General features: G+C 56.1%; 23 protein-coding genes. 14 read left to right on the top strand and 9 right to left on the bottom strand.

Annotated elements, in window-relative coordinates; translation table 11 throughout:
• Positions 1 to 249 precede the first annotated feature (249 nt).
• Together sigG and B5D52_RS08280 are read right to left on the bottom strand one after the other, a co-directional pair.
• Positions 250 to 1,020 carry an RNA polymerase sporulation sigma factor SigG gene (gene sigG, locus B5D52_RS08285; protein ID WP_016148283.1) on the bottom strand — a complete coding sequence of 257 codons (771 nt, stop codon included), beginning with the start codon at positions 1,018 to 1,020 and terminating at the stop codon, positions 250 to 252.
• Positions 1,021 to 1,152: 132 nt separating this feature from the next.
• Complete coding sequence (locus B5D52_RS08280; RefSeq protein ID WP_016148282.1) at positions 1,153 to 2,352, bottom strand: stalk domain-containing protein; 1,200 nt, start codon at positions 2,350 to 2,352, stop codon at positions 1,153 to 1,155.
• Positions 2,353 to 2,514: 162 nt separating this feature from the next.
• Between B5D52_RS08280 and B5D52_RS08275 the strand changes: the two genes are divergently transcribed.
• The 4 genes from B5D52_RS08275 to B5D52_RS16235 all read left to right on the top strand — a co-directional run bounded on the left by B5D52_RS08275 (position 2,515) and on the right by B5D52_RS16235 (position 7,385).
• Positions 2,515 to 3,243: a hypothetical protein gene (locus B5D52_RS08275; RefSeq protein ID WP_016148281.1), complete on the top strand. Its 729-nt coding sequence runs from the start codon at positions 2,515 to 2,517 to the stop codon at positions 3,241 to 3,243.
• Between the two features lie 93 nt (positions 3,244 to 3,336).
• Complete coding sequence (locus B5D52_RS08270) at positions 3,337 to 4,404, top strand: branched-chain amino acid aminotransferase (protein ID WP_016148280.1); 1,068 nt, start codon at positions 3,337 to 3,339, stop codon at positions 4,402 to 4,404.
• Between the two features lie 84 nt (positions 4,405 to 4,488).
• Complete coding sequence (locus tag B5D52_RS08265) at positions 4,489 to 5,109, top strand: alpha/beta fold hydrolase (protein ID WP_016148279.1); 621 nt, start codon at positions 4,489 to 4,491, stop codon at positions 5,107 to 5,109.
• Positions 5,110 to 5,294: 185 nt separating this feature from the next.
• A complete protein-coding gene (locus tag B5D52_RS16235; protein WP_016148278.1) occupies positions 5,295 to 7,385 on the top strand; it encodes a phosphorylase family protein in 2,091 nt (696 codons plus the stop codon).
• Positions 7,386 to 7,477: 92 nt separating this feature from the next.
• Here the strand turns inward: B5D52_RS16235 and B5D52_RS08250 are convergent, their stop codons facing one another.
• The gene (locus B5D52_RS08250; protein WP_016148277.1) at positions 7,478 to 8,020 is read right to left on the bottom strand and encodes an SLOG family protein; all 543 of its coding nucleotides are present in this window, start codon (positions 8,018 to 8,020) and stop codon (positions 7,478 to 7,480) included.
• A gap of 150 nt (positions 8,021 to 8,170) precedes the next feature.
• Here B5D52_RS08250 and B5D52_RS08245 point away from each other — a divergent pair, with 150 nt between their 5' ends.
• From B5D52_RS08245 to B5D52_RS08230, 4 genes are all read left to right on the top strand, one after another.
• Positions 8,171 to 9,007, top strand: coding sequence for a YihY/virulence factor BrkB family protein (locus B5D52_RS08245; protein WP_016148276.1), 837 nt, complete (start codon positions 8,171 to 8,173; stop codon positions 9,005 to 9,007).
• A gap of 57 nt (positions 9,008 to 9,064) precedes the next feature.
• Positions 9,065 to 9,697, top strand: coding sequence for a flavodoxin family protein (locus B5D52_RS08240; RefSeq protein ID WP_016148275.1), 633 nt, complete (start codon positions 9,065 to 9,067; stop codon positions 9,695 to 9,697).
• 211 nt (positions 9,698 to 9,908) lie between these two features.
• Positions 9,909 to 10,811: a helix-turn-helix transcriptional regulator gene (locus B5D52_RS08235; protein WP_016148274.1), complete on the top strand. Its 903-nt coding sequence runs from the start codon at positions 9,909 to 9,911 to the stop codon at positions 10,809 to 10,811.
• A 206-nt stretch (positions 10,812 to 11,017) separates the two neighbouring features.
• Positions 11,018 to 11,254 (top strand): HPr family phosphocarrier protein, encoded by a 237-nt coding sequence (locus tag B5D52_RS08230; RefSeq protein ID WP_016148273.1) that lies wholly within the window; start codon positions 11,018 to 11,020, stop codon positions 11,252 to 11,254.
• Between the two features lie 54 nt (positions 11,255 to 11,308).
• Here the strand turns inward: B5D52_RS08230 and B5D52_RS08225 are convergent, their stop codons facing one another.
• From B5D52_RS08225 to B5D52_RS15915, 6 genes are all read right to left on the bottom strand, one after another.
• Positions 11,309 to 12,466 (bottom strand): YibE/F family protein, encoded by a 1,158-nt coding sequence (locus B5D52_RS08225; RefSeq protein ID WP_016148272.1) that lies wholly within the window; start codon positions 12,464 to 12,466, stop codon positions 11,309 to 11,311.
• 128 nt (positions 12,467 to 12,594) lie between these two features.
• Complete coding sequence (locus B5D52_RS08220) at positions 12,595 to 14,604, bottom strand: S-layer homology domain-containing protein (RefSeq protein WP_016148271.1); 2,010 nt, start codon at positions 14,602 to 14,604, stop codon at positions 12,595 to 12,597.
• 278 nt (positions 14,605 to 14,882) lie between these two features.
• Complete coding sequence (gene aspS / locus B5D52_RS08215; protein WP_016148270.1) at positions 14,883 to 16,205, bottom strand: aspartate--tRNA(Asn) ligase; 1,323 nt, start codon at positions 16,203 to 16,205, stop codon at positions 14,883 to 14,885.
• 152 nt (positions 16,206 to 16,357) lie between these two features.
• A complete protein-coding gene (locus tag B5D52_RS08210; RefSeq protein WP_016148269.1) occupies positions 16,358 to 16,945 on the bottom strand; it encodes a xanthine phosphoribosyltransferase in 588 nt (195 codons plus the stop codon).
• Between the two features lie 104 nt (positions 16,946 to 17,049).
• Positions 17,050 to 18,498 (bottom strand): lipopolysaccharide biosynthesis protein, encoded by a 1,449-nt coding sequence (locus tag B5D52_RS08205; RefSeq protein WP_016148268.1) that lies wholly within the window; start codon positions 18,496 to 18,498, stop codon positions 17,050 to 17,052.
• 26 nt (positions 18,499 to 18,524) lie between these two features.
• A complete protein-coding gene (locus tag B5D52_RS15915) occupies positions 18,525 to 18,776 on the bottom strand; it encodes a TFIIB-type zinc ribbon-containing protein (RefSeq protein WP_016148267.1) in 252 nt (83 codons plus the stop codon).
• Positions 18,777 to 18,910: 134 nt separating this feature from the next.
• Here B5D52_RS15915 and B5D52_RS08200 point away from each other — a divergent pair, with 134 nt between their 5' ends.
• From B5D52_RS08200 to purN, 6 genes are all read left to right on the top strand, one after another.
• Entirely contained in the window at positions 18,911 to 21,151 is a 2,241-nt protein-coding gene (locus B5D52_RS08200) for a glycosyltransferase family 4 protein (RefSeq protein WP_016148266.1), read from the top strand.
• A 370-nt stretch (positions 21,152 to 21,521) separates the two neighbouring features.
• Entirely contained in the window at positions 21,522 to 22,013 is a 492-nt protein-coding gene (gene purE, locus B5D52_RS08195; protein ID WP_016148265.1) for a 5-(carboxyamino)imidazole ribonucleotide mutase, read from the top strand.
• A 62-nt stretch (positions 22,014 to 22,075) separates the two neighbouring features.
• Positions 22,076 to 22,786 carry a phosphoribosylaminoimidazolesuccinocarboxamide synthase gene (gene purC, locus B5D52_RS08190; RefSeq protein WP_016148264.1) on the top strand — a complete coding sequence of 237 codons (711 nt, stop codon included), beginning with the start codon at positions 22,076 to 22,078 and terminating at the stop codon, positions 22,784 to 22,786.
• A gap of 107 nt (positions 22,787 to 22,893) precedes the next feature.
• On the top strand, positions 22,894 to 24,354 hold the full coding sequence (purF, locus tag B5D52_RS08185; RefSeq protein WP_016148263.1) for an amidophosphoribosyltransferase: 1,461 nt from the start codon (positions 22,894 to 22,896) through the stop codon (positions 24,352 to 24,354).
• Between the two features lie 88 nt (positions 24,355 to 24,442).
• Entirely contained in the window at positions 24,443 to 25,483 is a 1,041-nt protein-coding gene (gene purM, locus B5D52_RS08180) for a phosphoribosylformylglycinamidine cyclo-ligase (RefSeq protein ID WP_016148262.1), read from the top strand.
• Positions 25,484 to 25,503: 20 nt separating this feature from the next.
• On the top strand, positions 25,504 to 26,127 hold the full coding sequence (gene purN, locus B5D52_RS08175; RefSeq protein WP_016148261.1) for a phosphoribosylglycinamide formyltransferase: 624 nt from the start codon (positions 25,504 to 25,506) through the stop codon (positions 26,125 to 26,127).
• Positions 26,128 to 26,143 lie beyond the last annotated feature (16 nt).

Here is a 26,143-nt window from a genome sequence, read left to right as displayed (position 1 = left end):
TGTTTTGGTTTGTTTGGGTTGAAACCCGGGGCGGAGACCGGGTTTCAAGAGGGGAGTTTCGCCCGTTGCACTCATTCGGGCCGGAGCGCGACTCAGCACAACGGTGCCCGCGTGTTAGGGCCTTGGCCGAACAAGTCGGCCACAGCCTTGCGGGAAAACGCCCCACAGGGGCCTTTTCAAAGCCCGCAAGGTTCGAGAAAGGCTTGAGCGAAAGCTTTATTTCGCCTGCGAGAGGGAAAATACGGTGCTTTAAATTTGTTTGCGGATTCTGGCGAGTGCGCCTTTTTCCAGACGAGACACCTGTGCCTGTGAAATATGAATAGCGGACGCGACTTCCATCTGGGTTCTGCCCTCGAAAAAGCGCATGTGGACGATGCGCTTTTCGCGCTCGGACAGGCTGCTGATGGCTTCTTTCAGTGCAATCTGATTGAGCCAATGTTCGTCGGTGTTTTTGGTATCGCCCACCTGATCCATGACGCACAGTGCGTCGCCTTCCTCGCCCCAGACCGGTTCATAAAGTGAGACTGGGTCGGAGATGGCATCGAGTGCGAATACAACGTCCTCTTTTTTCATATCGAGTGCCTTGGCAAGTTCTGTAATAGTAGGTTCGCGCTGGTGCTCGCGGATGAATGCTTCTTTGGCTTGCAGGGCACGATAAGCGGTGTCCCGCATGGAGCGCGAGACGCGGATTGCGCTGTTATCGCGCAGATACCGGCGAATTTCACCGATAATCATGGGCACAGCGTAGGTAGAAAAGCGCACATTGAGATCACAATTAAAATTGTCGATGGATTTGATCAGACCGATGCAGCCGACCTGAAACAGATCGTCCACCGACTCGCTGCGTCCGTGGAAGCGCTGGATGACCGAGAGCACCAGACGGAGATTTCCACGGATGAGTTTTTCCCGCGCTGCGGCGTTGCCGTCGTGCGCCTGTCGCAGCAGATCGGTCATCTCGTTTGCCGGGATGACGGTCAGGGACGCGGTATTGACACCGCAGATTTCCACTTTGCTTTGCATGACAAATCCCTCCTGGCTTGTCTTCTTACAGGAAGTTTGCCCAACAGCACAGGAGGGATATACGGTCTATATTTTTTCCAGCACGACCGGATTTTCGCAGATTCGACGGTGGAATTGTGTTAGAAGCGCGGGTTAGGTGATGTTGTTGACCGGGGAGCGGGTAAAGGTAATGGTCTGAACGGGGATGGAGTAGGTGCTCAGATAGGCGCAGACCAGTTCGGTTGTGCGTGCGGTCGCGGTGTACTGTCCCATGCGGATGACAACCGGTGCCGTGGTCTGGCTGAGTGCGGTTGTGACTGTCTGTGCGGCAGCCGCCGGGCCATACGAGTGGTCACGGCTGTCCAGCGAGGCATCCCACAGACGATAGCCGCTGTCCAGAAGTTCCTGCTGCTGAGTCGCGCTCAGGTGTTCCGAGCCGTCCGAGATGCAGACCAGATGGCTGACCGTGCCGGTCGCGTGGAACAGGGTGTCGTTGGCGACGCGCAGCTTTTCGGGCATGGTCAGTGCCGAGGACAGCAGGGTGAAGCCGACCGTGTGACCGCGTCCGACGATCTGGCGCAGCAAATCTTCATCCAGTGTCGTGCCGTCTGCGGGGACGAAAAATGCAGCTTTCATGCCTGCGGCGTCCAGCGCATCCAAAATGGCTTCGGTATTCTTACCCGGTGCACCGACATAGGCCAGATAGACCGCGCTGGGCTTCATAACTGGGGTATCGGTGGGCTGACCAGTGGTGGGGTCGATGGGCGTAGGAATGGAATCACTGTCCGAACCCGAGGGACGGGATGAACCGGACGAGCCGCTGCTCTGGCCATTGTACGCGTCCAGCATACTGCGGATGGTGTTGGTCGAAGAGGACACAAAGGACGAGTCGGACAGCGAAGCCGAACTATTGCAAATGCGCAGGATGGGCGCGGCGGCCGGAATGTTGGAGTAGGTCAGATTGAACTTGCCGCACACCAGCTTGACCGGTACATAGATGGTACTGTTGATCCAGTAGGCCGGGGTGGTGTAGCTGTTCATGTTCTGATCGTATACCGTACCGCGGCTGAGGTCAAAGCGCAGCGAAGTCTCACCGTTGGACAGGGTGAGCACTTGATCGGACGAATTGTAAGACCCTGAGATGCCCAGCGTACCCGAAAAGACCGAATAGGGCACGTACTGTGCGCCGCCGCGGCGGACGGGCATCGTCGAGGACGAGAGGGGCAGAAAGGAATCGTTGACCGCGGTCAGGGTGATATCGTCGTTTGCGGCAAAGCTGGTGGTAAACAGACAGCCGCAGGTCAAAAGAATACACAAAATCAGGCAGATGAGCCGGCTGAGCGGGCGTTTCATGCGTAGGTTCCTCCTTTGGCTCATAGATATCATTATTATAACACGGCAGTCATTGGGGCGCAACGACCAGCCTTGCAGCAGGGCAGGGGGGATGATAGAATAGGGTCAAAGAAAGAGGGAAAATCATAGCTGGTCCCGGTCAAGAGAAGGGCGGTGCATGATATGAAGGTGAGAAGCTGGAAAGAGCTGATTTTGCACCTGTTGTTTGGCGGTGCAATGATTGCCTATGGGGTTAAGAATCTGCTGGCAGATAACCGTGATGGGGTCACCTACATTTTAGTTGCGATTGTCATGTGGGTACGTACGCTGCCCGATGCGATTTCTGAGGAGAAGCATGAAGAAAATGCGTTCCGGGCGTATGCTGCGCAGTGGTATTGTCGTGGGCAGTTCGGAGCCTTTGCACCGGTCATGCCCTGGCTGGGCTTGCTGCTGTTGCTCTTAGATGGTATGTTGATACTGGTGCTACCGGCTGTATTTGTCGCGGGCGTGTTCGTAGTTCTGATTCTTGGTGCGGCGCTGTTGAGTCTCATCTTGTATATTATCTGGCAAAAACGTCAGATGGATGGCATGGACGACGAGGAGGAAGCACAGATCGAGGCTGATTATGCCATTTATGAGCGCCATAAGTGTCAGCTGAAAGAAGCTGACCGTAAACGATGGGGAATCTTTGCGCCAATCATTCCGCTGCTCGGTGTACTGCCGATTGTCGCTGGTCTTTTATTGGATATCAGCTCGGTTGCAGAACAGATGGAATCGGTTTCCAGCATGCTGATTTATATTGGTATCATCTGTCTGATATTGGAAAACTGGTGGCAGGAATGGCGGATTGAACGCTTGGGAGAGGTTGGAAAAGACGAACAGCTTTCCGATGAACCCGAACAACATCTATGAAAAAAACGAAAATTGCACTTGAAAAGTCAAAGAAAAAGGGATAAAATAAAAACAATCCTTTACCATAGTTTAACAGAAAAGAGTGAAATTATCATGCTCGACATCCGCTACGAACTGACCCAGAATAAGAAAGAAAAGCCCGACGAATCGGCTCTGGGCTTTGGCAAATACTACACCGACCACATGTTCATCGTTGACCACACCGAGGGTCAGGGATGGCATGACGCACGCATCGTGCCCTATCAGCCGCTCGCACTCGATCCGGCTGCCATGGTTCTGCACTATGCAATGGAGTCCTTTGAGGGCATGAAGGCATACCGTCTGCCTGACGGCTCGGTACAGCTGTTCCGTCCCGACCGCAACGCAGAGCGTATGCAGAACACCAACCATCGTATGTGCCTGCCGTCGCTGTCGACCGAGGACTTTATCCAGGCAGTCAAGGCGCTGGTCAAGACCGACGAGGATTGGGTACCCCATCAGGAGGGCACCAGCCTGTACATCCGTCCGTTTGTCATTGCGACCGAGCCCCATCTGGGCGTTCGTCCGTCGGCGACTCATCAGTTTATCATCATCTGCTCGCCGGTTGGTGCGTACTACTCCACCGGCATCAACCCGGTCAAGATCTTCGTCGAGGACGAGTACACCCGTGCATGCCCGGGCGGTACCGGCTTTACCAAGTGCGGCGGTAACTACGCAGCTTCCCTGATTTCGCAGGTCAAGGCGCACGATCTGGGCTACGAGCAGACCCTGTGGCTGGATGGCGTTGAGCATAAGTACGTCGAGGAAGTCGGCTCCATGAACTGCTTCTTTAAGATCGACGGCACCGTTTACACTGCTCCCTGCGTTGGCACCGTTCTGCCCGGTGTTACCCGTATGTCGTGCATCGAGCTGCTCAAGAAGTGGGGCATCCCGGTTTCCGAGGAGCGTCTGCCCGTCGCTGATGTCATGAAGGCATCTAAGGAAGGCAAGCTCGAGGAAGTCTTCGGCACCGGTACTGCGGCTGTCATCTCTCCGGTTGGTGAGCTGCGCTACGAGGGCGATGTCGCTTACATCAACGACGGCAAGATCGGTGAGATCACCCACAAGCTGTATGATACCCTGACCGGCATCCAGTGGGGCAAGATCCCGGACGATATGGGCTGGACGGTCAAGGTAGACTGAGCGAATACAAACAAATAGCATGAATGAAGCCCTGCGGAGCAAACGCTTTGCGGGGCTTTTTGTATCGGAAAGGAAGGGAAAACGATGAACTGCTTGCTGCTGCATGGACTTGGACAACAGGCATCCGCGTGGGACAAGGTGCGCGAACATTTGCCCGGACAGATACACACCGAACAGCCCAATCTGTCAGATTTTTTCCAGGACGGAACATATGATGACCTGTATCGAGAGTTTGCGTCCTATTGTGCCCAGTTTGACGCACCGTTTGCGCTGTGCGGACTGTCTCTCGGTGCGGTACTCGCGCTGCACTATACTTTGGAGCATCCGCAAAAGGTTGGTGCGCTGTGCCTGATTGCACCGCAATACCGCATGCCCAAACGGCTCATGGTCATGCAGGACTTTATCTTTCGGCTTTTGCCCGCATCGGCCTTCGAGGAAACCGGACTGGATCGGCAGCAGATGCGCAGACTGACCCGTTCGATGATGCAGCTGGATTTCACCCGCAAATTGCAGCAGATTGACATTCCGGTTCGGATTTTGTGCGGTGAAAAAGATCGTGCCAATCAAAAGGCGGCGCAGGAGCTGGCCAGCCGTGTGAAAACAGCCGAGCTGCACTGGGTTGCAGGCGTGGGGCATGAGGTCAACGAGCAGGCACCCGCACGTCTGGCGGCAGAGCTGACCGACTTTTTAAACAGCGTGGGATAAGATCATACGACTTGCACAAAAAAATTGTGAAAAAAGCAAGTTTATGCAAATTTTTATTGTCTGACCAATTCAAAATCGTTGTAAAAATGACAAAATTTGAGAAACCGCATTGCAGAAACAATATTTTTCGCCTATAATGTACCCCACGTGGACAAATTTGTCCAGACAATAAGGAGGATGTAAGAATGAAGATCCAGAAGATCGTATCCGGCGTTCTGTCGGTCTCGATGCTGGCTGGCATGGGCACGATGTCTGCATTTGCGGCAGACGATACCCAGAAGGCAGGCATTTCGGTCCGTGTACAGGACAAGACCACGGGGGAATATGAGGCCGTTGTATTCAACGACGAGCTCGGTATGCCGTACCAGGACGAGAACGACCGCACCATGACGCCGCTGCGCACCATTGCAAACGCGATGGATCTGGAAGTCGCATGGAACGAGGAAGCCAAGACCGCGACCTTTACCCGCGGCAATGAATCGGTCGTCTTCACCATCGATTCCAACAAGTACCAGCACGTCGTCGCCGAAGAGGGCAAGGACCCGGTGACCGAGGAGCTGACCATGGACACCGCTGCCGTACAGAAGGACAACCGCACTTACGCACCGGTTCGTTTCTTGGCTGAGGCAATGGACTACGACGTTGCATGGGACGAGGCAAGCCTGACCGTTACGCTGGCAGCAAAGGGTGAAACCGTTGTTACCGGCTATGAGAATGCACGTCCGCTGCTGCTCCAGGGCGCAATGGACATCGAGATGCAGGACATGGTCAAGGCGCTGACCGATGCCGAGACCGTTGACATCGACAATTATCACTTCGTACGCGGTATGCTGGGCGGCTATCCGGTTGTTGTATCCCGTACCGAGCAGGGTATTTCCAATGCAGCAGTTACCACCGCACTGGCAATGCAGCACTTTGACCCGATCGCAGTCATCAACCAGGGTACTTCTGGCGGCCACGATCCCGCGCTGCACACCTTCGACATCGTTCTGGGTGAGACCAGCGTTCCGGCATCGGCTACCAAGTCGGTTGCATCGGCTGAGGGCGCAGGCGTAGACTACAAGGCAATCGAGCCCGCTGGCGTTTACGCATACGACAAGGATCAGAAGACCTTCGTTAAGAAGTTCGAGTACAAGGCAGACAAGACCCTGCTCGAGACCGCACAGTCGGTTGCTGATACCTACACCAAGGGCAAGGTTGTGACCGGTGTTATCTCTTCTGCTGACTCCTGGAACAACCAGATCGACCGCATGCTGTACCTCAACGAGCTGTGGGGCTCTTCCACCGAGGAGATGGAGACCAACGCAGTTGCACAGATCTGCCAGACCTATGACGTACCCTTCCTGGGCATCCGTATCCTGTCCAACACCGGTATCTACGGCGAGGACTTCAACCCGGAGAGCGGCCCGGCTTGCCAGGAATACGTTCTGACCGTTGCAAAGACCTACATCGACAACGTACTCAAGAAGCAGGGCGTGCAGAAGGCTGACGCTGCAGTCGTTGTCGACTACAAGTCCGACAAGCGCCCGATCCTGCTCCAGGGTGCAATGGACATCGAGATGCAGGATATGGTCAAGGCTCTGACCGACACCACCGAGTACACCATCGGCCAGTGGTACTATGTTGCAGGTCAGCTGGACGGCTACCCGGTTGTCGTATCCCGCACCGAGCAGGGTCTGGCCAATGCAGGCGCTTCGACCGCTCTGGCAATGGAGTACTTTAACCCCGTAGCAGTCATCAACCAGGGTACTTCTGGCGGCCATGATCCCGAGCTGCACACCTTCGACATCGTTCTGGGTGAGACCACCGTTCCGTCCGCTGCATGGATGACCGAGGCTTCTGCCAAGGGCGCAGGCGTAGACTACAAGGCGATGACCATGAACGGTGTTTACGCATACGACAAGAACCAGAAGACCTTCGTTAAGGAAGTCAAGTATCCGGGCGATGAGACGCTGCTCAACTGCGCACAGGCAGTTGCAGACACCTACAACAAGGGCAAGGTTGTCAAGGGCGTTATTTCCTCGAGCGACGAGTGGAACAACCAGATCGACCGCATGCTGTTCCTGCACGAGCTGAACGGCTCTTCCTGTGAGGAGATGGAGTCCAACTCGGTTGCACAGGTCTGCAAGACCTATGATGTACCGTATCTGGGCATCCGCATTCTGTCCAACACCGGTATCTACGGTGAGGACTTCAATCCGGAGACCGGTTCCGCTTGCCAGGAATACGTTCTGAATGTTGCGAAGAACTACATCCAGACCGTTCTGAACAAGTAAGAAAACAAGAAGATCCCAGACCAATGGTCTGGGATCTTTTTTTGCCTGATGTATGATTTGTACACAAATACACAGACTATCCGGTGCTGTGTTTACGGCATGGAGGAAAGGCTGTAATAGGGGCGATGGATGTTGTCGAGCGTGACACCGCGCCGCTCGGCGTACTGACAGGTGTAGGCCGTGCCGCCCGAGGTGCCGTTGTTCCAACAGATGACCCGGCTGGATTGCTGCACCATATAGTTGTCGCGTGCGTGGTAGCATCCGGGCAGGAAACGGTCGGACAGGTACACTTCGTAGTCTGCGCCCTCGTGTGCGCGTGTGAACATTTCACGCCAGTAGGGTTCCCAGTGAGATGACATACCGTGAAAGGGCAGAGCACAGATAAGCTCAAGATGGGGGAATTCACGCTGCAAATTTATGACCTCTTCAGCCGCCCAAAGGTCAAATCCACGGCTCATGCCGGTGATAAACCGGCGATATTCCAGATCAACCGCGTGACGGATGGCCGCGCGCAGATCGGTGCGCAGAACGTCGAAAAAATAGGGTTCGCGCTGCCAGTCAAAGCCCAGCTTTTCCGGTCGGCTTCCAGAAAAACAGCAGGTGTGCGCGGGATCGTAGGGGATATCGACGAGCATGGGACGGCCTCCTTATCGTGCGAAATCATGTTCGATGGTTTCATCCTATCATAAATAGAGACAAATTACAAGACAAAGACCGGGCGACAGGATATGCCTTGTCAAACGGTCGGCAAGCTGGTAAAATAATGGGAAGAAAGGCGGTGACCCATGCACAGGAGATTCCGGGGACCGCTGCGCGTTTTGGTGCAGCTGATTGAGCGATATTTTAAGGATGGCGTGTCGCATGCTGCGGCAGAACTGGCATTTTTTCTGCTTTTTTCCCTCTTTCCGCTGCTCATGGTGCTCAACTCTTTGCTTGGTATGGCAAACTTTTCCGAGGTCACCATTCTGGATGCGACTAGGTTCCTGCCTGATGATGTGCAGGACATCGTACTGAGCTACCTCAATTATCTGGGCAGCAAGGATGCGGTACAGCCTTTGATGGTCGGCAGTGCGCTGACGCTGTATTTTCTGTCGCGTGCGGTGCGCTCGATCATTTACTCGATGCAGCGGATTTATCGCAACGAGCCGCACCGCGGGCCGGTTGGTACGGTCATGATTTCGCTGATTCTGACCGCTGGTTTGCTTTTGCTGATGGGTATGAGCATTCTGCTGATTGTGGTCGGACAGCGCTTCTTGGAGATCATCACCCGATGGTTCCCCATGCTGGAAGCCGGTGCAACCCGGCTGCATTATCTGTCCTATCCGGTGGCAATCGTCATTGCGCTGGGATTTTTGATCGTGCTGTACAGTCTGGTACCGCCGGTGCACATCCGCTGGCGGGATGCCCTGCCGGGCGCTGGTGTGTCGCTTGTCGGCTGGGTTGTGCTCACGCGCTGCTTTGCCTACTATGTGGACAATATGGGTCGTTACAGTATCCTGTACGGCTCGATCGGTGCGATTATCGTACTCATGCTCTGGTTGTATCTGACCAGCACGACGCTCATTCTGGGCGGTGTGCTCAATCATGTGCTGGACGAGGAACGGCAGCACAAGACCGATTGATATGGTTGCGCGGGCAGCCGCGCTTTATGATTTTTTTCAATGATGGAGGATAAAGAGATGAAAGTTGTAGCCATCAATGGATCGCCCCGCAAGGGCGGCAATACCGCACAGTGCCTGGAGGTCATGGCCAAGGAATTCGAGCGCGAGGGCATCGAGTTCGAGGTGCTCCAGCCGGGCGCAAATGTCAAGCCCTGCATGGCGTGCTATCACTGCCTGAACACCGGCTCGCTGCACTGTGTCCAGACCAGTGATATGGTCAACGAGATCATCGACAAGTGCATCGAGGCCGACGGCATCGTGCTGGCATCCCCGGTTTATCACGGCGGTATCGCAGGCAGCATGAAGTGTGTGCTCGACCGTCTGATGCTGGCGGCTGGCTGCGGCGACAACCAGCTGCACCACAAGGTCGGTGCTGCACTGTGCACCCTGCGCCGTTCGGGCGGTATGGAGACCTACCAGCAGCTGCTGGGCACCATGGACGCTATGGAGATGCTGATTGTGACCTCGGACTACTGGGGTGCTGTACACGGTGCAGACCCGGGCGAGGTACAGCAGGACACTGAGGGTCTGGAAGTTGTAGCCAAGCTGGCACGCAATATCGCATGGACGGTCAAGGTCATCGATGCTGCCAAGGGCAAGATCGATCCTCCTGAGACCCACAAGCGCACCTTTACCAACTTTATCCGCTGATTGCATCAGACCGCTTTCCTTCGTGGAAGGCGGTCTTTTTTTGCCTCTTTTTGAGTCTGCGCATCTATGGTATGATAAGGAGAGAAAACCATGCAAAAAATGCGGTGCAACCCAAAGTTTACATCAAAAAACGCAAACGCAACGTGGATTTTCTGGAAGTTGCGCGTGAAAAACGGTAAGATAGAGGCACAAAACACAAGGAGGCGAGCACATGAGCTTTGGAGAAAATCTCAGGTTTCTGCGCACCGAGAGCGGTATGACACAGGAGCAGTTCGCAGAAAAATTGGAAGTGACCAGACAGTCGGTGTCCAAGTGGGAGTCAGATAACGGCTTTCCCGAGCTTGAAAAAATTTTGCAGATCAGCCGCATGTTCGGGTGTGATCTGGACACCCTGCTGCAGGGCAGCGTGTGCGAGAAAAAGCGCACGGACACCGAAGGGTATGACCGGCACATGAATCGACGCACGCGCATGATCTCGGTGGGCGTGACACTGTGCATTCTGGGCGTGGCCGGTGCGGCTATGCTGGATGCACTCATCAGTACGCGGTTTGACCTTGCCGGACTGGCACTGTTTGCGCTGGTCATTCCGGGCGTGCTGATCTTGGTTCTGTCGGGCATCTGGCACGGTCAGTACCAGCAGGAACATCCGCACATTGAACCCTTCTATACACCCGAGGTGTTGGCGGCTGCACGCCGACGGTTTCCCATCTTCATCGTCTGCGGCATCGGTCTGCTGTTGTCCGCGCTGCTCGTCTGGGTTGCCGCTGATTACCTGTTCGGAGAGCTGTCCGACGGTGCAGGGCTTGTCCTGGTAGCGGTCGGCGTGGGGCTTCTGGTCTATGGCGCACTCGATCACGCCAAGTATCAGGTCGAGGAATCGTACAATCAGGCGGTGATCGAGGAGGAGAAAGCGCAGAGCGACCCGCGGGACATTCTGGCGGGCAGACTGTGCGGCATCATTATGATGGCGGCAACCATCATTTTCCTGCTGTACCTGTTCCTTGGCAATGGCAACGGCAGAAGCGATGTCGGGCGGGTCGCTGCGGCGGTATATGCGACGGGCGGACTGCTCTGTGGTATCGTATCGGTATGGCTCAAACGGCATGACCCATAAGATGTCACTTTCTGACATGGCGTTATGCACAAAAAGTTTACAATTATATTGTGCAATAAGTACAAAAGAAAAGGGTTTCATCTGCTTCCGGGCAAGCCTTTGACAAAAATAGGTTTTTCGCAAAAAAATACTTCCTTTTTTGGTGGACTCATACTATAATGGAAGCAGAGATCATCAGAACAAGCTTTAAAGGAGGCTAACATTCCATGACCAGAAAGATTAAAGTAAAAAATACTGAAGACATTCAGAAGATTAACCAGATCGTATCCCGATACAGCTACGACATTTGGATTTTCGGTAAGTCCGGCCAGGTAGATGCAAAGTCCCTGCTTGGTATGTTCCTGCTGTCTCTGAACGAGCCCCTGCAGATCGTTGTCGAGGACGACGTTGACCCGACCGCTCTGTTCAAGGATCTGGCTGACTACCTCGAGATTGAGGAATAATTTTCCCGCATATACAAGACGCCCGGAAGGAATCAAATCCCTCCGGGCGTTTTTTCATGTTTCTTTGGAGGCCTCCGGCTGCTTGCCGTGCGGGTAGAGCAGGACGGCGAGCAGGACGGTGACCGGTACGGCGAGCACGATGCCGAAGCTGCCGGACAGACCCTGCATGACGGCAATGCCGATGTTGTTGGAGTTGAGTACCTGTAAGAGCGGCAGATCATAGGCGTAATTGAGCACCAGCATGCTGATGCTGCCGCCGGCAAAGGCCAGAATGAGGGTGTTGCTGTCGGTGCCCATCATGTCGCGTCCGACGTGCATACCGGCGCGGAAGAGTGCCCGGCGGGACAGACTGGGATCGTGGGCGTACAGCTCACCGATGGCGCTGCAAATGGACATGGCGACGTCCATAACCGCGCCCAGACTGGAAATGAGCAGACCGGAAAACAGCAGACCGCCGACCTGCACACCGCTGGTGTTGGACAGCGTCAGCAGGCTTTCAATGTCCGAGACATTCCATCCCGTGATACCCGATGCCAGACTGAAAAGCGAGGCCGAGATACCGGCGATGATGACACCGGCCACCGTACCGCCGGTGGCGATGAGCGTCTTTTTGGTCGGGCCGCCGATGAGGTAGAGCGTCACCGCGGTGGTGATGACACAGACCAGAACCGACACCCAGAAGGGGGACCATCCCTTGTACACGAGCGGCAGATAGACGTACAGGATGCACAGAAAGGTGAAGATCAGTCCCAGCGCACCTTTGATGCCCTGTTTGCCGCCGACCAGACACAGGACGACCAGATAGAGTGCGGCGAAAATCACGATGACCATGCCGCGATCCTGCGAGTAGACGCTGGAAATCGTGGTGTCACCCGCGACGCTCTGCATCACAATGACTTTCATGCCCTCGGTGCAGCCCGCACCGAACAGATAACCCGAGCTGCTCGTGGTCTCGATCTCCTGACCCTCGCGCACACCGGTGGTCATGCGCACCTTGACGCGCTGTTCGCCCACGCGGCTGCCGTCCGGCTGTAAGTTGTCCTGTAAGATCTCGGTGACCACACCTTTTTCAAAGGTCTGACCGGTTCGGGCAATCAGCTCGACCTTGTCCACCTGATTGATGTGGACGACAAAGCCCAAAAACAGGATGAGCAGCAGCAGGGGAGGCGCCCAGCGGCGCAGGATGCGGGCTGCAAGAGAGTCGGTTTTCATCGGGAAGATCCTCGCTTTCGTGGTGACTATGGAAAAACCGCCCCGCAGGGATCAGACCCTTGCGGGGCGGCTGGCCATCCGAGGGGCGGAGGCCAAAGGAGAATGATAAAAAAGGGATTTGAACCGGATTAGAGTGCTGCCAGCGCTGCGGCCAGATCGTCAGCGGTTACCGTACCGGTCGGCTGGAACGCGCCGTCCTTGGCGGTCAGGACACCGGCGGTCAGTGCGTAAGCTGCGCCGTCCTTTGCCCAGGTGGAAACGGCTGCGCTGTCTGCGCATGCACTCAGCTTGGAAGCGTCAGCCGAAACTTCCTTGCCGGTCTTCTGTGCGTACTGGTAGAACAGAACGGCCAGCTCTTCGCGGGTGATGGAAGCCTCAGGCTTGAAGGTACCGTCACCGTTGCCGATTACGATGCCCTGCTGTGCAGCCCATGCGACAGAGGTTGCGTAGGAAGCGTCGGATGCGACATCGGAGAAGTGTGCGACGGCATCAACCGACGGCTTGCCAGCTGCCTCGTAGAGTGCAGTGACAACGTCTGCGCGGGTCATGTTGGTCTGTACCGGGGTCTCGGGCTGGGTGTCATCCTTGCGGATGGTGAAGGTCTCGTCGATCTTCTCGGTCTTGCCGGACTCGGTGATCTGGTAGGTGTCGATGGAGAAAGCGTCCTCGCTCAGGTTAATGACCGAGTAGCTGGGCAGCCAGTTCTGGCTGCGGACTGCGACATAGTCCTGCTGGGTGGCGATGAGCTCGTAGAACTTGGAACCCGAAGCCGAGTTTGCGGTCATGTACAGGGTACCCTCGGGATTGACAACCGTGTTGCCGGTGGTATCCTCGATCGTGTAGCACTGGTTGCCGTCGACGAATGCCTGCTTGGAAGCCTGACCCTCTGCGTCGCCGTCTTCCGGCCACAGGGTGTACAGTTCGCCGGTCTCGACGTTCTTTGCGTGATCCCAGTCGTAGTCGGAACCGTCCTCGTTGAGCGGCATGGAGTAGCTGTCATGCTCCTGACCGTCGCCGTAGAGCAGCTTGGTGCGGCTGTACGTGTGGTCGTGACCCTGGAGAACAACGTCGATGTCGTACTGGTCAAAGATGGGGGTCAGCTGGGTGCGCAGGATCATACCGTCGGTGTCCGAATGATCGTAGCCGGAGCCGTAAATATCCTGATGGATGGTTACGATGCGCCATGCAGCATCCGGGTAAGCCTTGGTTGCTTCCTCGATGGTCTGTGCATGCTCAGCAGCGTTGTAGTTGTTGGTGTTGAGCACGATGAACAGACCCGGGCCGTAAGAGTAGTAGTAGTCGCCGCCGGCCTCGGTCTGACCGTTGTCGGTCTCGTTCGGGTTGTTGAAGTGGTAGTCATAGTCGGCGTTGAGCGAATCGTGGTTGCCGATGGTGGTTGCAACCGGCAGGGAAGCCAGTGCATCCGGATCGAGGTAACCAGCGTATTCCTCTTCCTTCGCCTTACCGGTCTTGTTGACCTGGTCACCGGCCGAAATGATGAAGTTCAGGTCGGGGTTCTGTGCGGTTGCGATTTCCAGCGTGCGGTTCCAGCCAAAGCTGTCGTTGCGGGCTGCGGTGTTTGCAGCGCCTGCATCTGCGACCAGTGCGTCGCTGCCCTGAGTCTGACCCTTGGATGCGCCGACCTGCGGGTCACCGACATACAGCATTTTGACGTTGGAGAAGCTGCCGGTCTTGTAGACAACAGGCTCGGTCTGTACGCCGTTTTTCTCGACGGTGTAGTAGTAAGTGGTGTTTTCCTTGAGGCCGGTGACGGTCACCTGATTGGTGTGGTAAGCGACGCCATCGGTGAGGCTGGTGTCGACTGCGGAAGCCTTGCCGGTGTAAGCGGTCAGTGCGTTCTTGTCGGTGCCGAAGTGCACGACAGGCGTTGCCTGCTTGCCGGACTCATCTTTGCTGTACCAGGCAAAGTTCAGCTGGGTTTCGTCTGCACCGGGGGTCAGAGAGACCTTGGTGTAGTCGGTTGCGACCGTCTTCCACTCCTCGACCCAGGCGTTCCAGTCGGCCTGATTGCCGATGACGCTGCCGTCGTTGTAGTCTGCGGCGAATGCCGGAGAGATCGAACCGGCGACCAGTGCGGCGCCGAGTACACCGGCAAAAACTCTGCTGTGCTTATGCATTTGGATTACCCCTTTTCCTGATTTGGTTGCGTTAAAATTGCGTGAAAATCTGTGTTTCACGCCAGCGAGGACAAGTATAGCACCGGAAAATTGGAGTTTCAATGCAATTTGAAAAGACTTTTCCTACATTTTGGCCGATGTTTACAGAAACCGGAAATGTGTCGATTGTGTGAACTTTGGGTATCACGCATGTGCATGGGCAAGGGCAGACAAGTGGTCACAAGTGACAAAAAAATCCGCTGGAAGCCCAGCGGATTTTTGAATCGGTGTATGAAATTTTACGGCTCCAGACGGGTCATATCGCGCGGGAACATGGAAGCCTCGCGGATATTCTTCTGGCCGAGCAGCTGCATGGTCAGACGCTCGAGACCGATACCCAGACCGCCGTGCGGCGGCATGCCGTACTTGTGCATGATCAGGAAGGATTCAAAGAGCGAGACGTCCATCTTGCGATCCTCGAGCTTCTTGACCTGCTCGTGGTAGTCGTGGATACGCTGACCGCCGGTAGTGATTTCCAGACCGCGGAACAGCAGGTCGAACGACAGAGCAAACTTGGGATTCTCTGCATCGTCCATTGCGTAGAACGGGCGCTTTGCAGAGGGGAAGTGAGTGACGAAGACGAACTCAGAGCCGTAGGTCTCTTCTGCCCACTGGCACATCATAACTTCCTCGTCGGGGTTGAGGTCATAGCGGTTCTTGGACTTATGACCGAACTTTTCGAGCATGATCTCCTTAGCCTCGGTGAAGGTGACGGTCGGGATCTTGTCGATGACCGGCAGCTTGGAGCCCAGCATCTCGAGCTCTTCCTTGCAGTGCTTCTGTACGTACTCGATGACGTACTTGAGCATACCGGTCTCCATCTCCATAACGTCGTACATGGAATCGATGTAAGCCATCTCGAAGTCCAGACCGATGTACTCGTTTAAGTGACGGGAGGTGTTGTGACGCTCAGCGCGGTATACGTTGCCGATCTCGAAGACGCGGCCGAAGATACCAGCGGTGTACTGCTTGTAGAACTGCGGGGACTGTGCGAGGTAAGCCTGCTGACCGAAGTAGTCGAGCTTGAAGATGTTCGCACCGCCCTCAGCACCGGCAGAAACGATCTTGGGGGTGTGGATGTGGGTGAAGCCCTGGCTGATCATGTATTCTGCAAAGCCGTCTGCGATGGCAGCCTGAATGCGGAAGATTGCCTGCTTGCGGGGATGACGCAGGGTGATGGGACGGAGCGGCAGCTCGGCGTCCAGGGTCATGCCCAGGTACTTCTTGCCCAGCGGAACCGGGATCTGCTCAGCAGGACGGGACAGAATGCGAACCGAAGTCAGAACGACCTCAAAACCGTGCTCTGCACGGGGCTCTTCGCGCACGTTGCCCGAAACCTCGACGACCATGCCGTCCTTGATGTCGGCCTTGGTCATGCCATCGATCTCGCCCGAGAACATGCACTGAATCAGGCCGCGGTTGACGCGGACAACGACAAAGGCAAAATCGGACATATCGCGCACGCGGTGCACGGTGCCGCGGAAGGAGACAGACTTGCCGACCGAAGCGGCAGCATCCTCGACCGCGTCGATATACTGCTTGGGGGTGCTGATAAACTCCATAGTGTTTACGCCTCTCTATCTGGATTTATGATTTTCAAAAAATGTTACTTTCTTATTATATAGACAAATGCCCGTGTTATCAAGCCCAAAGGCAAAAAAATACGCACAAAAAGGGGCTTCCAAACCGGAAACCCCTTGGAGATCTGAGAAGATCAGTCTGCGGCGGTATCGTGATCGAAGACGATGTGGCCGTCGCGCATTTCCTTGATGACAGCGAGCGACTGCACGTCGATGCCGAGATCGCGAATGGCCTTGCCGCCGACATCGAAGCCCTTTTCGATGCAGATGCCAGCGCCGACGATGGTTGCACCCGACTGGCGCACGAGCGAGATCAGACCCAGCATCGCGCTGCCCTTGGCGAGGAAGTCATCGATGAGCAGAACGCGATCGTCCGGGCTGAGGAAGCGGGCGGAAACGATGATGTCGTAGTTGCGCTGATGGGTGAAGGAGGTGACCTGCGAGGTCAGGACTTCACCGTCGATGTTGCGCGACTGTGTTTTCTTGGCGAATACCACCGGAACACCAAAATGCTGCGCGGTGATGCATGCGATTCCGATGCCGGAAGCCTCGATGGTCAGGATTTTGGTGACGCCACGGTCACCGAAGCGGCGGAAGAACTCCTTGCCCAGTTCATTGATCAGCGAAACGTCCATCTGATGATTGAGGAAAGCGTCGACCTTGAGCACATCGCCGTCCTTGACGCGGCCGCGTTCCAAAATGGCATTTTCCAATAACTGCATCAATCATTACCCCCGGAAATTGTATGTGTTTGAAATTTGTCAAAGTAAGAAATTAGGTTAATACCTATCATACCATTTCGGTGCGAACTTTTCAAGACGAAATCTCACGAACGATGCAGCTTTTTGACGAGCATTGTCATTTCCTCGCGTGCCTCGCCTGACAGGACGATGCAGACGAGATAGGTCAGACCACCGGCTGCAATGGCGATGATCAGACGGAACAGGTTGCCCATCGGCAGCAGGGTGCAGGCGAATGCAACCACACCGCACAGGGCAGCCGAAATAAAGATGCGCAGGAAGGACTTTATGGACACATGCCACATGAAGTAGCGGCGCACGCGGATGGACGTGATGAGGAAGTAGGACGCGAGTGCGATGACCGAACCGACCGCACCGCCCATAAAGCCCATGGCACGGATGAGGACGACGCTGGACACGATCTTGATGATGGTGGCGAGCGCACTGTTTAAGATAACCGGTCGGGTGTTCTGCTCGAGCTCGAAGCCCTTGTTTGCGTACTCGGTCAGACCCATAAAGACCATAGTAAAGCTCATCAGGCCGATGGCCGGTGCACCGGCATCATAGCCTGAGGCGAAGAACACACGGGTAAACGGCAGCGCAACCGCGGTCAGACCGAAGGCGGCCGGGAAGGCGACCAGCATGTACAGACGCACACCGGCGTTGAGCAGTCCGCGGGCTTCGTCTCGTCCGGACTCGCGCCATGCGCGCAGTACAGCGGGATAGACACCGCGCAGTACGCCGACCGACAGCATGTTGAAGATGGACGACGGAATGGACACGTTGCTCGAGTAGACCGCGAATACCTCGTCGCCATAGATACCAAGAACCAGAAAACGGTCGATCAGGTTCAGAAGTGCGGTGCACAGTGCAACACCCATGAGCGGTACACCAAACGCCAGCAGCTTTTTGAGCATTTCCTGCGAGAATCGGCGCAGACGGACAACGTGGGGCATACCCAGCGCAATGACCGCACCGATGGAGCCAATGCCGTCGGCCAGAATGTTTGCCAGAAGTGCCGGTGTCGGGGAGTCAAAGCCCGACTTGCCGCCGACAAACAGGATGGCGAGCAGCAGCTTGAGTGAAGCCGAAGTCAGACTCAGGATGATGGCCGGACGGATGATGGACAGCTGTACCATCGTGTTGTTGAGCACCGTAAACGCCGAGTAGGTACAGAACATGACCGCGCCGAGCAGATAATAGGTCTCACGTGTAAACAGGTAGATACCGATACAGACCGCACCGGTCACCGCACACAGCAGGACATAGATGGGGGCGATGGTCGAGAACAGGCGGGCAGCCCGGTCTTTCTTGTACTCTTCGGCCACATAGCGGGTGTTGGAGTTGGACATCCACGCCGCGATGAGCAGGAAGGTGAAGTTGACCATCATGTTGGTCGCGTTGAACAGACCAACCGCCGATTTGGTCAGGATGTGCGAGTAGAGCGACGACATCGCCATGAGCAGCACGCCCTCGGCGAGCTTGGCGGGCAAAAACAGCATGGCGTTGCGCGTCATCGTGTTTTTTTCAGACATGGGCAGAATCCTTTTTGAAACATAGTCTAATCAAGCGGCCGACCGCAAAATGGGCAGAAGGAAGGAATCGAACCCCGGACACTGATTAGAGATTTACCGCAGTGCGGACAGCGGTAGAACAGCAAGTCGGTTGCGATGCCTGCAACGATTGCAAGAAACCCCAGATACATCGGCCATTGGACGCGTGCGCTAAGCGCGGAAATGCCTCCGAGAATCAGGAGAATGAATCCGGCAAGCCACAGGAAAATAGACAGCCAATAAGCGGTTCGATAATTCATAATACACCATCCTTTGTGTCGGACAGAGGTTTTTGATTGTTTTTTAGTATAACACCTCGGGACAGAAATTGCAATCGGGCAGGAATTGTGTATAATAGGGTATGGATACGAGAAAACAATCATGGAGGAACTGCATGAGAATTTTACAAATGATGGGCGGCGGCGATGTCGGCGGCGCAAAGACCCATATTATGACGCTCATTCAGGCGCTGCGTGAGCGCAACGAGGTCATGCTGATCTCATTCCGCGACGGCCCGTTCCCGCGTGAAGCCGCAAAGAACGGCATCAACGTGCGCGTCATTCCGAGTTTCAACCCGCTGTACTGCCGGGATGAGGTGCGCAAGATCATCGCAGACTTCAAGCCTGACGTCATTCACTGTCACGGCGGCAAGGCCAATCTGGTCGGCGCGATGCTGCGCGGCAAGAAGATGAACATTCCGGTGCTGACCACCGTACACTCGGACTATCGCTATGACTATCTGGGCAATCCGCTCAAGCAGTGGACGAACGGTCTGGCAAATACCATCGCGCTGCGCTTTCTGGATTTCCATCAGGCGGTCGCTGACCGCATGGCGCGCACGCTCATTTCGCGCGGCTTCAACCCGGAAAAGATTTTCACCATCTATAACGGTATGGATTTCGGCAATCCGATGCAGGGTGTTGACCGTGCGGCTTATTGCAAGGAACACTGGGACGTGGATATCGCGCCCGACGATGTGCTGTGCGGCATTGCTGCGCGTCTGACCGCGGTTAAGGACATCGCAACCTGTGTGCGCGGTTTTGCAGGCGCGGTCAAGGAAGTACCCCAGTTGCGCCTGTTCATCGCGGGCGATGGCGAGGACGAAAAAATGCTGCGCGATCTGGCGAAAGACCTGGGCGTTGCCGACCGTGTGACGTTCTGCGGTTGGGTATCGCCAGTCAACGAGTTCTTTGCGTCCATGGACATTAACCTTTTGACCTCGGTGTCCGAGACCTTCCCGTACTCCATTCTGGAGGGTGTTCTGGAGCACTGTGCGACCATCTGCTCGGATGTCGGCGGCATGAGCGAGCTGATTGACTCGGGTGAAAACGGCTATATCTTCCAGCCGCGTGACCACGAGACGCTGACCCAGCAGCTCATCAAGTTTGGCAAAGACCCGGCACGCCGCAAGTTGTTTGCCGATCGTCTGTACGAGAAGGCGACGCGTGAATACTCGCTCGACACCATGTGCCGCACGCAGGAAGCCAACTACGAGAAGCTGCTGCGCTTGTATCACAAGCCCAAGACCCGACGCGACGGCATTGTGATCTGTGGTGCGTACGGCAAGGGCAATGCGGGTGACGATGCGATTCTGCGCGGTATCGTGCAGGAAATGCGCGCTTACGACCCCGACCGTCCGATTACGGTCATGTCGCGCCGTCCGGACGAGACGCGTCTGCTCTATCGCACGAATGCGGTGTACACCTTCAATATTTTTGCCGTGCTGTGGCGGTTCTGCCATTCGGTGCTCTACATCAACGGCGGCGGCAGCCTCATGCAGGACGTGACTTCGACCCGGTCGCTCAAATATTACCTGTTTACGCTGGATGCAGCCAAAAAGCTGGGCTGTAAGGTCATGATGTACGGCTGCGGCATCGGCCCCATCCGCCGACCGGGCAACCGCAGACACACCACCCGCACGATCAACCGCTCGGTCGACCTCATCACGCTGCGTGATGACCTGTCTCGCGGTGAGCTGACCCGCATGGGCATTGTAGAACCCGAGATCAAGCTGGCAGCTGACCCGACCATCATCCTGCACCCGGCAAGCGAGGCGCAGATGGATCAGGTCATGGAAGATCTGGGCATTCCGGTCGACGGCAAGTATCTGGGCTTTGGCCTGCGCAGCTGGAACGGTCTGGAAGCAGTTGCGGACGAGATCGTCAAGGCGGCAGAATACGCATACGAGACCTATGGACTCATCCCGGTCTTTGTACCCATTGAGTTCCCGAGCGACCTGACCCCGGCGCGTATGATCGCTGACCGTCTGCACTGTCCGCATTATATGATCGAGCGCCGTCTGCCCATCGAGGAAACCATTGGCATGCTCGCACGCATGAAGACGGTCATCGGTATCCGTCTGCACTCGCTGATGTTCTCGGCTGGCCGCGGCGTACCGGTCATCGGCATGAGCTACGACATCAAGGTCGACGGCTTCCTCAAATATATCGGTTCGCGTACCTGCATTCAGATCGAAGAGGTCACGGCGGACAAGCTGCGCCCGCTGATTGATGAGTGCGTCTCGGGCAAGCTCGACGAGGAAGTACGCGCCACCGCAGCCCTGCTGCGTGAGCGTGAGCACGAGAACAGCCGTGGTGCGGCTGCGCTCATCGAGGCGGCAGAAGCCGGAAGGTAAGTCGTTTCGCACCAACCTGACCGCGTGTGGTCTGGACGTTTTTGTGGAATCGTACGATTTTTGGTAACCTCTCTTGCAAAACCCGAACTGGGTATGTACAATAGAATCAAGAGGAAACCAATGGTTTTCCATAAACTGCCCGGATTCCGTGGGGAAAGGTCGTGACGGCATGAATCATGTTTGGCTGAACGGTTCAAAACCGTCCTGCGGTCGCACCTTTGTACCCAAAAGCACGGTCTTCTTAGCCCATCGTGCAGGCGTTCAGGGCAGAATTGCATACTTTTAAGAATAAATGCAGGAAGCGGTGAAGAGCCGCGCCTGCATTTTATTTTTTAGGCAAAAAAGATTTTTTGGAGCCAGGAGGAAACTTATGAAAAAGGTTTGTATCGTCATGGGGTCGGACAGCGATCTGTCGGTTATGGAAGGCTGCATGAAGCGACTCGATGCGTTCGGTGTACCCTATGAAGTGCGCGTCGTTTCGGCCCATCGCACCCCGGCAGCAGCTGAGACGCTGGCAAAGAATGCCCGCGCAGACGGCTTCGGCGTGATCATCGCGGCGGCCGGTAAGGCAGCACATCTGGGCGGCGTCATCGCGGCGTATACCACGCTTCCGGTCATCGGTGTACCGATCAAGACCTCGATGATGGGCGGACTGGACAGCCTGCTTTCTATGGTGCAGATGCCCAAGGGTATTCCGGTTGCCTGCGTTGCAGTAGACGGTGCAGATAACGCTGCGATCCTGGCAGTACAGATGCTGGCAATCGAGGATGCAGCACTTTCCGATCAGCTGACCAAGTTTAAGGCAGACATGGCCGATGAGGTCGCTGCCAAGGACGAAAAGGTACGCGCACAGTTCGCCTGAGCGCAGCCGGGTCGATCAATTTGCTTTTTTTAATTTACCAGATATAAAAGGAGAATGGAATCATGCAGAAGAAAGAACAGCTGTACGAAGGCAAGGCTAAGAAGGTATTCGCAACCGACGATCCGAATCTGTACATTGTAGATTACAAGGACGATGCGACCGCATTCAACGGCCAGAAGAAGGGTCAGATTGCGGGCAAGGGCGTTATCAACAACGTCATGTCTAATCACATGTTCCAGCTGCTCGAGCAGCAGGGCGTACCGACTCACTTCGTTGAGCAGCTCTCCGAGCGTGAGACCGTCGTCAAGAAGGTTTCCATCGTACCGCTCGAGGTCATCATCCGCAACATTTCCGCTGGTTCCTTCGCAAAGCGCTACGGCGTTGAGGAAGGCATCGTGTTCAAGGCACCGACCATTGAGTTCTCCTACAAGAACGACGATCTGGGCGATCCGCTGATCAACGATTACCATGCACTGGCTCTGGGTCTGGCAACCGAGGACGAGATCAATGAGATCAAGGCAATGGCATTCAAGGTAAACGAGGTCATGAAGGATTACTTCGATCACCTGAACGTCACTCTGGTTGACTTCAAGCTGGAGTTCGGTAAGACTCCGGACGGCAAGATCATTCTGGCTGACGAGATCTCTCCCGACACCTGCCGCCTGTGGGATAAGACCACCGGCGAGAAGCTGGACAAGGATCGCTTCCGTCGTGACCTGGGCGGTGTCGAGGAGGCATACCAGGAGATCATGCGCCGCGTCATGGGCAAGTAAGAGCAGAACACGGAAAAACAATCGGATGCGTTTCGGCGACCAGCGGCCGCTGAAACGCTCCCTTTCTTTCCACCTGATATGTTTGTTTTAAGAGGTTGCAGAAAAGCATGAAGTATAAAATGAAGAAGCTGCCGCGCACGCCGTTTGATAGCGACGCGGTTCACGAGGAATGCGGCGTATTCGGTATCTACGTACCCGAAGGCGTACCGATCAGCCCGGCACATGAGGCATACACCGCACTCTTCGCCCTTCAGCACCGCGGTCAGGAGGCCTGCGGCATCGCTGTGTGCAATAAGGGCGTGATTCGCTGCCACAAGGACGTCGGTCTGGTAAACGATGTCTTTAACCAGAAGATTCTGGACGGCATGCAGGGCAACATGGCGATTGGTCATGTCCGCTACTCGACCACCGGTCAGCCCTCGCGTGAGAACGCGCAGCCCCTGGCAATCACCCACGTCAAGGGCAATCTGGCCGTTGCACATAACGGCAATCTGGTCAACGCACCCGAGCTGCGCCGACAGATGGAGATGGGCGGCGGTATCTTCCGCTCGACTTCGGACACCGAGGCGCTGGTCTATGCCATCGTGCGCAAGCGCCTGATCACCCCGTCCATCGAGGCGGCGGTCGTCGAGGCCATGAAGGAGATCATCGGCGCATACTCCATCGTCGTCATGTCTCCCCGCAAGCTCATCGCAGCCCGTGACCCGCGCGGCATGCGTCCGCTGTGCATGGGCAAGCGCGAGGACGGCGCGGTCATCTTCGCGTCTGAGTCGTGCGCACTGGATGCACTGGGCGCAGAGTTCGTCCGCGATATCGAGCCCGGTGAGGTCGTTGTCGTCGATAAGGGCGAGGTTCGCTCGCTGCACTGCGGCATTCACGAGAAGAGCGCAGCCTGTGTCTTTGAGTATATTTATTTCGCACGTCCCGACTCGGTCATCGACGGCGCTTCGGTCGACGAAGCTCGCCAGGAGGCCGGACGTTATCTGTGCGAGGAGCACCCGGTCGAGGCCGATGTCGTCATCGGTGTCCCGGACTCCGGTATCCCTGCCGCAATCGGTTATGCCAAGTATTCGGGCATTCCCTACGGCGTGGGTCTGATTAAGAATCGTTATATTGGCCGTACCTTCATCCAGCCCGGTCAGGACAAGCGTGAGCGCTCGGTACGTCTGAAGCTCAACGCCCTGCGCCGCACGGTTGAGGGCAAGCGCGTTGTCATGGTCGACGACTCCATCGTGCGTGGTACCACGGTGGCTCGTCTGGTCAAGCTCATCCGCGACGCGGGCGCAAAGGAAGTACACATGCGTATTTCCGCACCGCCGTTCCGTCATCCCTGCTTCTTCGGCACCGACATTCCCGACCGCGATCAGCTGCTGGCACATAACCGTACGGTCGAGGAGATGCGCCAGATCATCGGTGTTGACTCGCTGGGCTTCCTGTCGGTTGAGGCGGCAAACAAGATTGCAGTCGGCGCAAAGTGCTCCTTCTGTGACGCTTGCTTTACCGGCGTTTATCCCATGCCGGTACCCGAGAGCGTGGAAAAAAACATTTTTGAGATGGAAATTCAGTAAGATTTGGTCAGAGAGAGGACGGATGGCAGCATTTTCTGCCGTCCGTACCGGGCCGATAGGCCCTGCATGATTTTGAAGGGAGATTTTTATGATCGAGAGTCGTTCTGAAAGTTATAAAGCCGCAGGCGTTGACGTGGTTGCAGGCTATGAGGCCGTTAAGCTCATGAAGCCCCACGTCGAGAGCACCTTTACCAAGGGCGTTATCGGTACCCTGGGCGGTTTCGGCGGTCTGTTCGCACCCGATTTCAAGGGAATGCAGGAGCCGGTGCTGGTCTCCGGCACCGATGGCGTGGGCACCAAGCTCAAGCTGGCCTTCCTGATGAACAAGCATGACACCATCGGCATCGACTGCGTTGCAATGTGCGTCAATGATATCGCTTGCTGCGGTGCAAAGCCCCTGTTCTTCCTCGACTACATTGCAGTCGGCAAGAATGTCCCCGAGCGCGTCGCAAATATTGTCATCGGTATCGCTGAGGGCTGCCGTCAGGCAGGCTGTGCACTGATCGGCGGCGAGACGGCTGAGATGCCCGGTTTCTATCCCGAGGACGAGTACGATGTCGCGGGCTTCTCGGTTGGTATGGTCGACAAGCCCAAGATGATCGACGGCAGCCGCATGCAGGCTGGCGACGTGCTGATCGGTGTCGCTTCTTCCGGTGTACATTCCAACGGCTATTCGCTCGTGCGCAAGACCCTGGGCGTCAATGAGAAGTCAGTTATGCGTTACAGTGACGAGCTGGGCATGACCATCGGTGAAGCACTGCTGACCCCGACCAAGATCTACGTTAAGACAGTCAACACCCTGCTGGACAACGGCGTGGATGTCAAGGGCATCAGCCACATCACCGGCGGCGGTTTCTATGAGAACATTCCGCGTATGCTGCCGAACAATATCTGCGCTTCCATCGAGCAGGCAGCCGCTCCCGTTCTGCCCATCTTCCGCGTCATTCAGAAGGCTGGCAACATCCCGGAGCGCGATATGTACAACACCTTCAATATGGGTCTGGGTCTGGTTATGGCAGTTGCCAAGGAGGACGCAGACAAGGCGCTCGCTTCCATCGCAGCCGCAGGCGAGACCGGCTACATCATCGGTGAGTGCGTGACCGGTAAAAAGGGTATCCAGCTGCGATAAGACGAGAAGGGGAGAGCGATATGACCAAGATAGCAGTTCTCGTCTCGGGCGGCGGCACCAACTTGCAGGCACTCATCGACGCGCAGGCACGCGGTGAGATCAAGGACGGCAAGCTGGACTTTGTGCTCTCGTCCAACCCGGACGCGTACGCACTCGAGCGCGCGGCCAAGGCGGGAATCGAGACCGACGTGCTGCGCCGCCGCGATTTCGCGGACGCCGAGCAGTACGGTGCGGCGCTGCATGAAAAGCTGACGGCACGCGGTATCGGCCTGATCGTGCTGGCCGGCTTTATGACCGTCCTGCCCGATTCCTTCTGCCACAAGTGGCAAAATCAGATCATCAACGTCCATCCGTCCCTCATCCCGTCCTTCTGCGGCGAGGGATTCTACGGTCTGCGCGTGCACGAAGCTGCACTGCGCAAGGGCGTCAAGGTGACCGGCGCGACCGTGCACTTTGTCTCCGAGGTCGTGGATGGCGGCGCGATCATCCTGCAAAAGGCGGTCGAGATCGAGCCGGACGATACCCCCGAAACGCTGCAAAAACGCGTCATGGCGCAGGCAGAACACATTCTGCTGCCGCGTGCGGTCAGCCTGTTCTGTCAGGGCAAGCTGCACGTCCAAGATGACCGTGTGACCATTGAATGATAACTGAAAGGGGCAT

The sequence above is a fragment of the Butyricicoccus pullicaecorum DSM 23266 genome, assembly GCF_900167005.1.
GTDB lineage: Bacteria > Bacillota > Clostridia > Oscillospirales > Butyricicoccaceae > Butyricicoccus > Butyricicoccus pullicaecorum.
Note: the sequence above shows the minus strand (reverse complement) of the source record. Positions and strands in the feature narration are given on the sequence as shown.